The following is a 14,189-nucleotide window of genomic DNA, read 5'->3' as shown; positions in this document are numbered from 1 at the left end:
AACCGCCTATTCCTTGTTGATTTCTTTTATAAGATCCATCATCAGGTCATTCATATCCGTCAAATCACTTCTTACAATGGCATCTTCAATGGCATCAACCTCCAGGCTTGGCCTGTAACTGTTAATCTCAGCTTCAAAATCAATCATATCCGTTCCTCCTTAAAACCGCTTTTATCTCCCCCATCAGGTAAAGTGAACCTACACAAAACAGCAGATGCTCTTCATCCCTTTTATGAAGCATGTATAAAACCGCCTCTTCCACTGTCTGAAATCCTTCCACACCGCAGCCGCAGGCACTTTGAAACTCTTTAAGCAGGACCTCCGTTTCCAGTCCTCTTTCTGAATGAATGTGAGCCACCGCCACCTGATCAAGGGGCAGCGTATCTGCAATCTCCTTTATCATTTTATCATGATCCTTATCGGATACTGACGAAAACAAAAGATCAGCCCGTTTCTTCCTTGCCTCACAAAGGCCTGCTGCAGCCTTTAAAAAGGCCTTAATACCACCCGGATTATGGGCTCCGTCCAGATATACTCCCGGCAGCACCTCTTCCATTCTTCCCGGCCAGTACATGTGAGCGATTCCTTCCTTCATCTGAGACCGGCTGATCTCTAGGTCCATGACCTCCTTAAGCCCTGCCGCCTCAAGAGCCTTAAACGCAAGGAAGGCATTCATCACCTGATACTCAGCTACGGTGGGAACAGTAACTTCAATAAAATCGTCTTCCGTTTTATAAAATCTGGCCTTGCAGCCATGACCTTCATATCCGGTTATCTCATATCCCTGCCTGTCCACTTCACAGAAAGGGGATTCAAGCTCCTCTGCCCTGCTGCGGATGACCTGGGAAGCCTGTCCATCGTTTCCATCAAAGACGACTGTCACACCTTTTTTTATAATTCCAGCCTTTTCCCATGCAATTTTTTCAATCGTATCTCCCAGATATTCTGTATGATCCAGGCTGATGGAGGTAATCACCGATACCAGGGGAGACTTAATAACATTGGTCGTGTCAAACCTTCCTCCAAGGCCGGTTTCCAAAATTACAATATCCACTTCTGTCTTATGGAACATGTCCATTGCCATATAAAACAGAAACTCAAAATAAGACGGATGGCAATATCCTTTCTCCATCATATTCTCCGATAACATTCGGACGGTCTCATAGCTTTCTTCAAAAACCTTTGAACATACCATCTCTCCGTTTATGCAGAAACGTTCCCTGGTTTCAATCAGATGAGGGGAGGTAAAGGTCCCCACCCTGCAGCCTGCTTTCCTTAAAATAGACTGTAAAAATGCACATACCGACCCTTTTCCATTGGTACCTGCCACATGAAAAATTTTCATTCCTTCATCCGGATCCCCCATCTCACAGAGGTACCTCCGGATATCTTCCAGAGAATTTTTCTTTCTGGTCCACATAGGAATCCGGCCCAGATATTCTTCTGCCGTTTCGTCAATCTTCATCGTTAGAGTACCAGCTTCCATATGAATTTCAGACCTGATTTTCATGATGAACGTAAGCCTTAGAGGGCTAACATTCAGAAAACCGGCAGCCCGATAGCCATAAAACAAATCGGACTTTCTAATTTATTATAATATATGTCCGTCAATATGCAACCCATTTCTTTCGCAAAAAGCCCTTTATTTCTACAACTGCCCTTTTCTTATGCCTTAAGTTTACAGAAATACAAAAAGAGAGCAAAGCCCTCTGAAACACTTTTAAGCATCTCAAAGGATCCTGCTCCCTGCATTCGTTTCTTTCGATCAATTCCTGGAAAGACTATTTACCGCAATATGCAATGGCCTCGATTTCAACCAGAGCGTTCTTAGGAAGAGCTGCCACTTCATATGCGGCTCTTGCCGGGCATTCTCCTTCAAAAAAGGATGCATAAACTTCGTTCATTGCTCCAAACTCACTGATATTCTTTAATAAAACGGTTGTCTTAACCACGTTAGCCATGGATAAGCCTTCGCTTTCCAGAATGGACTTGATGTTTGTCAATGACTGCTTTGTCTGGGATACGATATCCTCACCTGCAAATTCACCGGTAGCAGGGTTAATAGGAAGCTGTCCTGATATAAATACGTAATCGCCCCCGCGTACGCCCTGAGAATATGGGCCGATTGCTGCCGGCGCTTTTTCTGTTGCTAATACTTTTTTCATAATGATGTGTCTCCTTTCGTTCATTTCTCTGATAATTCTAGATTAGCACACATTCCACAAAAGTCAAGAAACTTTTTCAGGTATTCTTAAAAAAATTTAGTCCTTTAAATCCTTTTCCCCCTTGTCATCTGGTATTGAATACTATATAATATGATATGATAAAGGGGATCATCCCTCATGTGCGGCAGCGGGCGTACAGAAGGTCGGCGCCCTGTGAGTATTATGCCAAGTCATGGGCAGGAAAGAGGAAAACATATGAAGACCAACGACGAAAGAATGCAGGACATCCTGAAGCATCTGGAATCCTTAGACCATATCAGGCCGGAAACCATTCCCAATATTGATCTGTACATGGATCAGGTCACCACCTTCATGGATGAGCATTTAAAAGACACCAAACGCTATCCGGAGGACAAAGTCCTGACCAAAACCATGATCAATAATTATGCCAAGAACAATCTTCTTCCGGCTCCTGATAAAAAGAAATATTCCAGAGAACATATTCTGCTGCTAATATTTATATATTACTTTAAAAATCTGCTCTCTTTTCATGACATCGAGCAGCTCTTTAAGCCTATTACGGAAAAGCACTTTAATTCTTCGGAAGGGATTCCTTTGGAGGATATCTACCGGGAAATTTTCTCCCAGGTAGAAGGCGGTATCGACCGTATCAAGGAGGATATCCTTCAAAAATACGAGCACGCCGGTAAAACCTTTGAAGACAAAGGGCTCCAGAAAGATGATCTGGAATATCTCCGCCTCTTTTCCTGGATCTGTGAGCTTTCCTTTGATGTATATTTAAAGAAGCAGATCATTGAGCAGATCATTGATGATTTAAGAGAAACCGAGCCCATAAACATAAAAAAGAAAAAATGACAGATGAAAACAGGGGCAAGTATCGATACCCGGCTTGTCCCTGTTTTTATCAATCTTCTCTCTTTTCTTCTTCCAAACGCTTAAACACCATATCATATCCATCGTTTCCATAATTTAAGGAGCGGTTCACACGACTGATGGTCGCAGTGGACGCCCCCGTCTTTTCCGCGATCTCCAGATAAGTACGGCCCTCTCTTAACATCTTTGCCACCTCATATCTTTGGGATAAGCTTAGCAGTTCATTGACTGTGCATACATCCTCAAAAAAAGTATAGCATTCCTCTGATGATCTCAAGGTTAGAATCGCTTCAAACAGATGATCTACCGCATCTGTCTTAATCTTTTTATTCATAATATCGTTCAATCCCCTTTTTTCTTGTTTTTGCCCTTAGTAACATTTTAACATACTAAAGTTGTAAAGTCCACCCTTCGCGGACATCATGAAAGCATAAATTTTTCTATAACATGAGCCACTCCGTCATCATTATTGGAAAGGGTCACATAATCAGCTGCCTTCTTCACAGGGAGAACTGCATTGTCCATTGCAACGCCAAGGCCTGCATACTGGATCATGGACAAATCATTGTAACCGTCTCCGCAGGCAATCATCTCATCCTTGCTCATGCCAAGCTTTAAAAGCAGACGTTCCAGACTTGCAGCCTTGTCCACTCCTTTTGGGAGTATCTCCAAAAAATAGGGTTCTGAACGGTAAACGCTGTAATCCCGCCCTAAGGCCGCCTTTACCTTTGGCTCTACCATTGCAAGATAGTCGCCTTCATCAAGCATCATGAATTTAACAACCGGAAACTGTACATAAGCCTCCATATCCTGGATTTCTTTTACTTCCAGCTTATTGACGGCCGCTTCCTTTTCTACATATTCATCCCTGGCATTGGGAGTGACGATCAAATCATCCTCATAGGTTAGGATGTTCACTCCATGGTCCTCTGCCATGCGGATAATCCTGGAATTTGAGGACACCGGCAATTCCCTTGCAAAAACCGTTTCTCCGGTTCTGCAGTCAATGATGCGCCCTCCGTTAAAGGACAGGATGTATCCTCCTGACTTATGAAGCTCCAATTCCTTGGCAAGGGGCATCACCCCGTAAGTGGGCCGTCCGGAAGCCAGTACAATAATTCCGCCCTGTCGTTTTAATTCAAAAAGCGCTTCTTTGGTCCTGGGTGTGATCTCCTTATTCCGATTGGTCAGCGTCCCATCCAAATCCAGCACAATCATCCGATAGTCCATTGAATTTCTCCTGTTTTGTAAATTTTACTATAGCAGTATAACACAGTTTCTCTTCTTATTCCATCTTAAAATACAGAAATATATAAATGTCTGGAACCGCAGCCTGGCCCCCCTCATACAATGCCAATAGGAGATACTAAGAAAGGGAGAATGATATGAAAAAGGCAATCGCTTTACTCCTGGTTGCATTCATGCTGGCTGCCTCCCTGACAAGCTGCAGAATCTCGGCCAGAAAGCATATTAGACCGCTTTTTTATAAGGTATCCGGTACGTTTACGGTATTATAAAAATTTTTCATAAGACAAAGTACCTTCCCATATTCTCATAATAAAATGTAGTATTAAGATTTCCTTAAGGAGGATTTTATGAGAAAAGCCTATCACTTTTTTCTGGCGACCATACTCACCGGAGCTTCTCTACTTAGCCTGACTGCCTGCGGCCCAAAAGCAAAGGCATCTGAATTAACTCCGGTCACATTAAATGAAGTTGCCCATTCTATCTTCTACGCTCCCCAGTATGCAGCCATTGAACTGGGATATTTTGAGGATGAGGACATTAACTTAACCTTAGTCAACGGAGCCGGCGCCGACAAGGTTATGACTGCTCTGATATCAGGCGATGCCGATATCGGATTTATGGGTTCTGAGGCCAGCATCTATACTTACGCGAACGGTTCGAAAGACTATGCTGTCAACTTCGCCCAACTGACCCAGAGAGCCGGAAACTTTCTTGTAGGAAGAGATAATCAGCCCAACTTTAAATGGACGGATCTTAAAGGCAAAAAGGTACTTGGCGGAAGAGCCGGAGGAATGCCGCAGATGGTATTTGAGTATATCCTGAAAAAAAATGGCATCGACCCTGTTACGGACTTGTCCATTGACCAGAGTATAAACTTTGGCCTGACTGCTGCGGCATTTACCAGCAATGACGCAGACTATACCGTGGAATTTGAACCATTTGCCACAGGGCTTGAAAAAGAAGGCAGCGGACACGTTGTAGCTTCTCTTGGCGTTGATTCCGGTTATATTCCTTACACTGCCTACAGCGTAAAGAAAAGCTATCTGGAAAAGAATCCGGAAACCATCCAGAAATTCACCAATGCAATCCAAAAAGGCCTGGAATATGTGAATTCCCATTCTTCGGAAGAAATTGCAAAGGTGATCCATCCCCAGTTCAAAGAAACCGACGTAGCGACGATTGCAACCATTATTGAACGGTATAAAGCACAGGATACCTGGAAAAAGGATACGATTTTTGCAAAAGACAGCTTTGAGCTTTTGGAAAACATCCTGGAAGAATCCGGACAATTAAAGGATCGGGTTCCTTATGAGGAACTTGTGACGACCACTTATTCAGAAAAAGCAGCAAAGTAAACCCCACCCTTTTTAAATGTATCTGGTGATATAATAAAATATACAGGGCCGCATCTACTGCGGTCCTGTATATTTTATACCCAAAAACAGATAGATTCAGCATTCCTGCCGTCCAGTCAGACGATCGTTGCTTCAAACGGCGATACCGGCAGTCCCTGGGCTGCGTACAGATTCGCATCCACCGGATTGTTTGACCATGCATAGCGTACTCCGGTAACTGTCTTTCCTTTTTGGACATTCAAAATAACCGTCCCCCCTTGGGTCCGGACATTGATGCAATCTGAGATCCATTCACCTGATATGCAGACTTCAAACCCGCCCGGTTTACCGTCTGATACATTGAATCCTCTCCCCACATGATCAAAGTGAAGTATGATCTCATCATCCTTCCTTTCCGCATGGGAAAATGCAGGGGACAGCCACTCTCCCGGTTCATGGTATGCAATCTCATACGCCGCCATGGCCATTCTCTCTCCTACCGTCTTCTTATCTGTTGGATGCAGGTCATTATACTCGCCGCAATCGATGGTAACCACCATAGCGCTGTTTGGAAGCTTTGAAAGGCTCTGCTGCATAGTTCGAAAACGTACCCAGTTCCCTGCATCTTCAAGATCATAATTCGGTAACTGTACGTAAATAACAGGAAACTTTCCCATATGCCACTTCCGTCTGTAATCCTCGATCATGCGCCCAAAATACTGAGGATAGGAAATGTCGTCGTCTGCATTGCTCTCTCCCTGATACCAGCACATACCGCAGATAGGAAAATCATGAAGAGGTGCTATCATAGACTGGTACATACCCATGGGTATTCTCTCAAAAAAGGTCGGCGGTTTAAGAGCTTCCGCATATGCACCTCTCTTATACGTCCATCCTTCAGAGATAGACAACGTTTCTCCTGTTTCAAAAATCATTTGATAAGACTTCCCTTTGGTAAAGTCCAGCCGCCCGGACACCGCGATCGCGCGTATCGTGATCTCATGGTCCCCTTCGGTAAGTCCCTCCAGGTGATATTCCCTGGGCGGGTACCGGTATGTGGTATTACCGATGCACTGCCCGTCAACGTAAGTGCAGTCCGCATCTTTGATGGTTCCAAGGGAGAGACGAAGCGGTTTGCCTGAAAGTTCAGGAGGGATTGTCACAGTCTTTTTAAACCAGACAGAGCCTGGCTTTTCAAAATCTTCATTTGCATAAAAATCATCGGTAAGGCTGACTGTTTTCCAGGTATCCCGGAAACCGGAATTCAGCCAGTCTTCTAGAATCCCTGCATCCGTCTCATCTAATTTCTTATACCACGAGGAAGCTCTCAGTTCATCTTCTTTTTGTATATTCCTGACATATTCATCTGATTTACACTCGTCAGCTGCTTTTGCTTTACCGGAAAAAACCGCAAGCGCTTTTCTGCTCATCCATGCCTCTATAGGCGTACCGCCCACTGCAGTAAGTATAAGGCCTATGGGTACCGGATATCTTTCCCGTAATTTTGCCCCGAAGAAATATCCCGCGGCTGAAAAATAAGAAGCACACTCCAAAGAATAACTTTCCCATGTTCCTCCTGACAGTTCGTCTTCAGGAGCTTTGAAATCCCATTTGATCGGGACAGTGAACTGCCGGATAAGCGGATCTCCGTCTTCATGATACTCTGTTGGGAAGCGATACCTTACCCTCTGCATAGGCAGCTGCATATTCGACTGTCCGGACAGAAGCCAGACATCTCCAATATAGATATCAGAAAATTCTTTTCTCTCACCAGCGCATATAACGGAAATCGAATAGGGTCCCCCTGCCTGCATAGGCATAAACAAAAGCTTCCAGTTTCCGTCTTCATCGGTCAAGGTCTCTTCTATAAAATCGGCACCCCCATCTTCCTTTGAGAATATAGCCACTACCCGCACTCCCGCATCTGCTGTACCTCTTACGGGTATAAACTCATTTCTCTGCAAAACCGCATGATCTGAAAGGTATGGGGTGACACGAAAGCCGCTCATCCTTTCACTCCAGAACTGGTCACTCCCTCTACAAAATACTTCTGGCAGCAGAAGAACAGGATCAATGCAGGAAGCAGAGCCAGGAACGACATCGCCAGGATCTGATTCCATTCCACAATACCGCTGCTTTGATCGATTGACATCTTAAGAGCCAGTGACACGGGATATTTCGCAAGGCTCGTCACATAAATCAGGGGGCCTAAGAAATCGTTGAAACTCCATACGAACTGAAAGATCGTACAGCTTATCAGTGCCGGTTTCAATGCAGGGAGCAGTATCTTCGTCAAAATTCCAAATGAGTTGCAGCCGTCAATCGTCGCCGCCTCATCCAAATACGTCGGTATGGAACGCATAAACTGGATCAGCATAAATACGAAGAACGGTTCGTTGGCAAATACGGTTGGTGCTACCAAAGGTACATATGTATTTAAAAGTCCAAGGTTTTTCCATAAAATATACAGCGGTATCCTGGTTACGACTGACGGTAAAAACATTGTCGCCATAAGTATGGAGAAACATATCTTTTTTAGCGGGAAATTGAATCTGGCAAATCCATACGCCACCAGTGTACTCGATATCAGACAAAACAGTATCTTAGGTATCACAAAACTGAATGTGTTTAAGAAAAACGTAGTAAACGTAAATTTCGTTCTTGTTTTCCAGCCATTGATATAAGGCGTAAAGTCTATTTTGCTCGGTATGAAATTTATTGATGTAAATATCTCATTGTTCGTCTTAAATGTAGCTCCCACAAGCCATATGATGGGATAAATCATAACGAGGGCCACTGCCGTAAGTAAGGTATATCTGAAAGCAGCATTAATCATGTACTTTCTTCTTCTGCGTCTTTCGACTTCGCTGATCAAAATTGTCCGTGCCATGTTATTCCCCCTTATCCGAATAAAATACCCAGCGATCCTGGGTAGCAAATAACACTACCGTAACAGATACGATGATGAGAAACAGTACCCAGCTGGCGGCGCTTGCGTAACCCATGTTGAAAAGCTGGAAAGCATTGTCATATATGAACATAGAGGTAAGGTAAGTGGAATTTAAAGGGCCTTTCTTCGTGATAAGGTAAGGTCCGTTGAATTCCTGGAAAGCATTGACCAACTGCATGACCAAATTGAAGAAAATTGTAGGTGTGATCAAAGGAATCGTGATCTTAAAAAACGAATATGACTTCGTAGCTCCGTCCACACTTGCAGCCTCGTAGAGATCCTGAGGCACATCTTTAAGAGCCGCCAGGAATATCAGCATGGCAGAACCGAACTGCCAGACTTTTAAAAGTACAATAACAGCCATGGCTCCGGATGCGGAAGACAGCCATTTTACAGGACTCACACCGAATATACCAAGAAAATGGTTAACAAATCCATCTTGTTGGAATAAAAATCGCCATAATACGGCAACCGCCACGTTTCCGCCCAGAAGGGAGGGAACATAGTATGCCGTCCGGTAGAAATTAATAGCCTTTAATTTAAAATTCAGGATAAATGCAATAAAAAGTGCAAATGCAAGCTGCAAAGGCACTGTAATTACTGTATATTTCAGCGTCTGCCTCAGCGTACCTAAAAAGTCTTTATCTTTAAATAGCTTTGCATAGTTGGCAAATCCTATGAAATTGGGTTCTCTGACCAGGTTGTAATCCGTAAAGCTGATAAAAAGTGCATTAATAAACGGATACAACGTAAGAAAAACCATTCCAATTATCCAGGGGAGAATATACAAAAGCCCGATCTTGCTGTTTTTCAAAAAAATTCCTCCTAGCTAATAATGATATAGCCACTAAGAGCTATATAGTTAATAAGTTCCTATATCAGATTTGACGTTTTTGGCCGCCGCAGGCGGTGAAAGGATCCGGTTTATATAAATCGAATCCTTCACCTGCTTTCCGGCAGACTGACACTGAGGAATGTGGCAGATTATTTCTATTTATTTCCCATATTCTGCTTTCAGCTTTGCAACCTGAGCGGATGCTTCGTCAAAGAATGCCTGAGCCGCTTCATCTACGGTACTTGCGCCCAATTCATATTTCTCATAATTGCTTTCATAGGAACTTGTAAACACGGCATCTTCAAAGATAGGTGAGTTATTGATAACTTCTGCTTCATCTGTAAAGTCATAAGCCTGCTTTACGGCTCCCGTAATCTGACCGTCGGCTTCAAGTGTGGCTTTTGCAGATTTAGATGCCACCATACCTCTCTTTGAACCCATAAGCTTGGTGCCTTCCGGATCATTTAAAATATACTGCAGGAATTCTGCCGCTTCTTTTGGGTGCTTGGAGTTCTTTGAGATAGCAAATGTCAGTGACGGTTTTGCCATGGTTCCTTTAAATACCGCTCCGTCAATCGTTGGAAGGGGTGCTACAATAAGCTCGTCTCCTTTATCTGCAAGTGTCTGTGCATTGGAAGCGATTCCGCCTGTCCACTCAAGTACTCCCAAATATCCGCCGTCAATAAATTTTGCATTCTGAGCGATGGATACAGGGTCATTTCCTACATTTTCAAGGTAATCCTGTCTGGAACAGAATACATGAAGATCTGCCAGTTCCTTATACCAGGTCATAGCTTCCTTGTAGTCCTCTACCGTATAATTCATATTCAGATTTTCATCGAATTCACCCTTACCGGTCTTCTGCTGCAGATAATAAACGGCCGCAAAACGGAATGTCGGGCTTACGATCAGATAAGCGTTTGGATTCTGTGCCGTAATGGCTTTGGCCGCTTCCTTGTACGCTTCGAATGTAGACGGAATTTCATTGATACCGGCTCTCTCAAATGCGGATTTGTTCAAATAGACGCCCAGAGTATTCTGTCCGTAAGGAATGGCCTGCATCACACCGCCGGTCTTTCCTGTCTCTAAAAATCCTGCATCATACTGTGAAAAGTCAATGATATCCCCAACCTTGTCTAAATCATAGAAACCAGTGCCGTCAGGGCTGTATTTGATAAGCCACGGATAGTTGACGGTCATGATATCGGCTTCCGTACCGCCCGCATAACGGGTAGCAAAAGTCTCTTCCAGGTTACCGAAGCCGGAAGGCTCGCCTGTCACTTCGATTGCGCCTGCATGAGCTGCGTTGAATGCGTCAATGGCTTCCTGGGTCGCCTGATGGCGGTCATCATTGCCCCACCAGGAAAAGCTTAACTTGGCCAGTTCACCAGCCGGTGCCGCATCTGACTTAGCCTCTCCGCCGTTGCCTGATGCTACCGTAGTAGCCGGTGCAGTGTTTCCTCCGTTGCTTCCGCATCCGGTGAAGCTGACTGTTGCCGTTAAAACTGCTGCAAGTACTGCTGAACGTTTCTTCCATTTTTTCATAATACTAATTCCTTCCTTTTCTTTTTTATTTACAGGGTCTGCAAAACCCTATACCGCCAATTCATACGATGCCTGGTAATACATAATACAGCTGATATTTTTAATCATAGATCACTCTGCCATGGGCATCAGGAATTCCCGACTTACGGTAGAAATAGGTATTGATCTGATCCCGCCAATTGATTGCATTTTCTTTTTGTTTCTTAAGACGTTCTCTCACATTCCTATAGCATTCTTCATCTAAAAGCGGTTCCAGACTCTCCCAAACTTCCTCGTATTGCTCTACTTTCTCCACTCCCGCAAAATGTGTGTCATATATATGCTGTATAACCGTCTTTCCTGAGCGGAGGATATGGGTATACGGCACATGATGGAAAAACAGTAAAAGCTCATCCGGACAGGTGGATAAATCTTCATATTCTCTGAATCTGTCATCGGAGTACTGCCTTGTATATCCGGTACCGTTTGCAACCGAACGTTCTCTTCCTACGCCGTTGCGGTCTGCATAATGATAGGTCCCCCATCTGTCATATTCGTATCCGTCTATGTCCACTCCGTAGTGAATCGTCGGTTTGCACATAAATCCAACTGCCAGAGGACAGGTATAGTCTTCATATACATCTCTGGAGGTGGTAAGGATCTCCATGATCTTTGCGGCCTCTTCCCGCGGAAGATCAAAGGTTAAATTTACCCATTCTCCGGCTATGGCTTCAGAACTGAGTGAATTGTCCCATACAAGCCTGCCGTATCCATAGAGATTTGCCTGAGCGAGCTTGTTGCCTGTCCAGTTTGTGTCCATTCCTACACTTCCAACCGCCGCTATTCCTGACAGTTTGGGATCCGGGGAGTTCTTTTTGATCTCATTCCTGATATAAGCATCTTTCCCGTAGCGGGTGTCAAAATCCAAAGTTTCCTTCCACATGGGGACCAGATAGCAAATATCAACCTGATGCCCTGTGTATTCCTGGGTGATCTGGAATTCCAGTATTTGATTTGTCTTTTTAAGTGCCCCAAATAATGGAGAATTAGGCTCTCTGATCTGAAAATCAATGGGGCCATTTTTAATCTGAAGGATAACATTGTCCTCGAACTTTCCGTCGTGCTCCATAAATATATCATAGGCAGCCATGGCGCGGTCAAGGGTTCTGTCTCTCCAGTCCTGCCCACAGTTGTATACAAAACACCTCCAGATGATGATGCCTCCTGAGGGTTTTATCGCCCGTGCCAGCATATTCGCACCATCTTCGTGGCTCCTGTTATAGGTAAATGGACCCGGCTCCCCCTCAGAGTCCGCTTTCACGATGAAACCGCCAAACTGAGGAATCTCTTTGTATATGTCGGCAGCCACTTTCTCCCACCATGCAGCAACTTCCGGTAAAAGAGGATCCGCTGTGTCAAGCCCGCCTACCACGATGGGAGCTGCAAAGTTAATGGCAAGAAAGGTTCTGATACCGTATTCGCCAAACAAATCAGCGATCTTTCTGATCTCTTTCAGATTTTCACCTTTTATGAAGAAGGTCTCTTTTTTATGTACATTTACATTGTTGATTGAAATGGCATTGATCCCTGTACTTGCAAGCAGTCTTGCATAAGAGCGGACGATCTCCATATCTCCTCTAAAATTGTTACTATCATAATAAATTGATTCTCCCGCATAACCGCGCTCAATGGAACCGTCGAAATTGTCCCAGTGGTTTATCATGCGTATGCTCTGATCCGGTCTGCTCTTAAAGGGAAGCGTACCTTTTGTGATCAGAATACGGTGCAGACTGAATACTCCATAAAGAAGACCTGTCTCCGTAGATGCTGTTATTTCGTAGCCTGTCTCTGTCTTTCTTATCTCATATCCATCATTGCCGTCATCACCTGCAAGTGATAACACCAAAGAGGATCCCGGTTCATCCGATGGTTCTGCACCTTCAAACAGCAGTGGCAGCTCTCTTTCTATGGTTTTCAATACAATGCTGTCCTTTTTATCTTTGATATGATAACCGGATATATCCGGCTGATGTACTTTCTTATTCAGCCAGCACAGATCCCTTGTTTTTGTAATCAATTCAGTTCCTCCTGATTTCCGCTGCCAGCATTCTGTTTCGCTGCGAGGAAATTCTTTCCGTTTTCAATTATTCCGTTTTTCTTATACATAAGACTATTCCTGTCCAGAGGCAAACGAACCGTAGATTTCGTAAATCCGGATTGATAGATCGCCGTAATAACTTCAAGAGCCAGGCGGCCATCTGCACTGTCTTCCGGATGGTTCTCACCATTTTCTATAAAACGGATCGCCCGCTCTATCTGTGCCTCATGCTTCGTCCTATCCGACTCTGGAATTGCTTCCAGTACTTTCTCAAGCTCTGCTGCTGCATCCGGGTCGTCTACGGGGAATCCTGTGTCAGTAGAACGGCTGCTCGTGATCTGACAGGGGGATGAGATACCCGCTTTTTCACACTGGAAGGCAAGTCTTTGATACTGGCCATGAGTCACCAGGTTTACTGCAAAGGTCACTACTGCTCCGCTTTTATAGGTGAGTATTGCAGCTGACAGATCTTCTGTCTCAGCATTATCATGTGCAGCATTTGTCAGAACTGCCGTTATAGTCTCAGGAGGGCCCATGATCCAGTTAAGTAAGTCTATCTGGTGTACGCCGTGATTCATGATACAGCCTCCGCCCTCCTTCTCCCAGGTGCCTCTCCACCAAAGATCATAATAACTGTGGCCGCGGTACCAGAATGACTCCACCTGGCCAAAGAGCACTCTGCCTGCAGCTTTACTCTCTATCAGTGTCTTTAGTATCTGATTATCTTTCGTGAAACGGTTCTGGCATACGACTCCCAGATAAGTACCAGTCTCCTTTTGGACCTCTATCATTTCGTCGCATTCCTCCAGTGATAAGGCCATGGGCTTTTCCACCAGTACATGCTTCCCTGCCCGCATACATGCTATGGAAACAGGCAAATGGGTGAACGGCGGGGTGCACACACTTACAAGATCGATATCCGTTCTTTTAAGCATCTCGTTATAATCCCCATAGACCTCCGCTGCATCCAGACCATACTTCTCTTTCAGACTTTGCGCTTTCTCGGGAAAGATATCACAAAGCGCAGCCACCTGACATCTGTCCGAAAGTGCAAGGTATGCTTTAAGATGAGTTTCAGCAATAACGCCCGTTCCGATGATACCTACCATAATAATTCCTTTCTTGAAACAGTTTCATTGGG

The 14,189-nt window shown here is 44.4% G+C and carries 14 protein-coding genes; 3 read left to right on the top strand and 11 right to left on the bottom strand.

The window, feature by feature from the left end:
• Positions 1-6 precede the first annotated feature (6 nt).
• From BMX69_RS24350 to BMX69_RS04555, 3 genes are all read right to left on the bottom strand, one after another.
• A complete protein-coding gene (locus tag BMX69_RS24350) occupies positions 7-147 on the bottom strand; it encodes a hypothetical protein (protein WP_166433171.1) in 141 nt (46 codons plus the stop codon).
• On the bottom strand, positions 140-1,510 hold the full coding sequence (locus BMX69_RS04560; RefSeq protein ID WP_330387624.1) for a bifunctional folylpolyglutamate synthase/dihydrofolate synthase: 1,371 nt from the start codon (positions 1,508-1,510) through the stop codon (positions 140-142). The genes BMX69_RS24350 and BMX69_RS04560 overlap by 8 nt, the downstream gene beginning before the upstream one ends.
• A gap of 271 nt (positions 1,511-1,781) precedes the next feature.
• The gene (locus BMX69_RS04555; protein ID WP_100041681.1) at positions 1,782-2,165 is read right to left on the bottom strand and encodes a RidA family protein; all 384 of its coding nucleotides are present in this window, start codon (positions 2,163-2,165) and stop codon (positions 1,782-1,784) included.
• A 255-nt stretch (positions 2,166-2,420) separates the two neighbouring features.
• Between BMX69_RS04555 and BMX69_RS04550 the strand changes: the two genes are divergently transcribed.
• Positions 2,421-3,041 carry a DUF1836 domain-containing protein gene (locus BMX69_RS04550; RefSeq protein WP_100043770.1) on the top strand — a complete coding sequence of 207 codons (621 nt, stop codon included), beginning with the start codon at positions 2,421-2,423 and terminating at the stop codon, positions 3,039-3,041.
• Positions 3,042-3,090: 49 nt separating this feature from the next.
• Here the strand turns inward: BMX69_RS04550 and BMX69_RS04545 are convergent, their stop codons facing one another.
• Together BMX69_RS04545 and BMX69_RS04540 are read right to left on the bottom strand one after the other, a co-directional pair.
• On the bottom strand, positions 3,091-3,393 hold the full coding sequence (locus BMX69_RS04545; RefSeq protein WP_054789533.1) for a YerC/YecD family TrpR-related protein: 303 nt from the start codon (positions 3,391-3,393) through the stop codon (positions 3,091-3,093).
• A gap of 86 nt (positions 3,394-3,479) precedes the next feature.
• Positions 3,480-4,289, bottom strand: a complete 810-nt coding sequence (locus BMX69_RS04540) for a Cof-type HAD-IIB family hydrolase (RefSeq protein ID WP_054789532.1) — start codon at positions 4,287-4,289, stop codon at positions 3,480-3,482.
• Positions 4,290-4,444: 155 nt separating this feature from the next.
• Between BMX69_RS04540 and BMX69_RS24895 the strand changes: the two genes are divergently transcribed.
• Together BMX69_RS24895 and BMX69_RS04535 are read left to right on the top strand one after the other, a co-directional pair.
• Positions 4,445-4,576 (top strand): hypothetical protein, encoded by a 132-nt coding sequence (locus BMX69_RS24895; RefSeq protein ID WP_278280712.1) that lies wholly within the window; start codon positions 4,445-4,447, stop codon positions 4,574-4,576.
• A 78-nt stretch (positions 4,577-4,654) separates the two neighbouring features.
• Complete coding sequence (locus tag BMX69_RS04535) at positions 4,655-5,662, top strand: ABC transporter substrate-binding protein (RefSeq protein WP_100041680.1); 1,008 nt, start codon at positions 4,655-4,657, stop codon at positions 5,660-5,662.
• A 116-nt stretch (positions 5,663-5,778) separates the two neighbouring features.
• On the opposite strand, the gene BMX69_RS04530 is transcribed toward BMX69_RS04535, so the two are convergent.
• The 6 genes from BMX69_RS04530 to BMX69_RS04505 form a co-directional block, all read right to left on the bottom strand.
• Positions 5,779-7,650, bottom strand: coding sequence for a sialate O-acetylesterase (locus BMX69_RS04530; RefSeq protein ID WP_100041679.1), 1,872 nt, complete (start codon positions 7,648-7,650; stop codon positions 5,779-5,781).
• Positions 7,647-8,531: a carbohydrate ABC transporter permease gene (locus BMX69_RS04525; protein ID WP_100041678.1), complete on the bottom strand. Its 885-nt coding sequence runs from the start codon at positions 8,529-8,531 to the stop codon at positions 7,647-7,649. Before BMX69_RS04525 ends, BMX69_RS04530 begins: the two co-directional genes overlap by 4 nt.
• A gap of 1 nt (position 8,532) precedes the next feature.
• Positions 8,533-9,354, bottom strand: a complete 822-nt coding sequence (locus tag BMX69_RS04520; RefSeq protein ID WP_310579774.1) for a carbohydrate ABC transporter permease — start codon at positions 9,352-9,354, stop codon at positions 8,533-8,535.
• Positions 9,355-9,585: 231 nt separating this feature from the next.
• Complete coding sequence (locus BMX69_RS04515; RefSeq protein ID WP_100041677.1) at positions 9,586-10,971, bottom strand: ABC transporter substrate-binding protein; 1,386 nt, start codon at positions 10,969-10,971, stop codon at positions 9,586-9,588.
• Positions 10,972-11,071: 100 nt separating this feature from the next.
• Positions 11,072-13,027, bottom strand: coding sequence for an alpha-glucuronidase (locus BMX69_RS04510; protein WP_242941362.1), 1,956 nt, complete (start codon positions 13,025-13,027; stop codon positions 11,072-11,074).
• A complete protein-coding gene (locus BMX69_RS04505; RefSeq protein ID WP_242941361.1) occupies positions 13,024-14,157 on the bottom strand; it encodes a Gfo/Idh/MocA family protein in 1,134 nt (377 codons plus the stop codon). The genes BMX69_RS04510 and BMX69_RS04505 overlap by 4 nt, the downstream gene beginning before the upstream one ends.
• Between the last annotated feature and the right edge of the window lie 32 nt (positions 14,158-14,189).

The organism is Lacrimispora sphenoides JCM 1415 (assembly GCF_900105615.1).
Taxonomy (GTDB): Bacteria; Bacillota; Clostridia; order Lachnospirales; family Lachnospiraceae; genus Lacrimispora; species Lacrimispora sphenoides.
The sequence above is the reverse complement of the archived record's forward strand: the minus strand, read 5'-3'. Positions and strand labels throughout refer to the sequence as shown.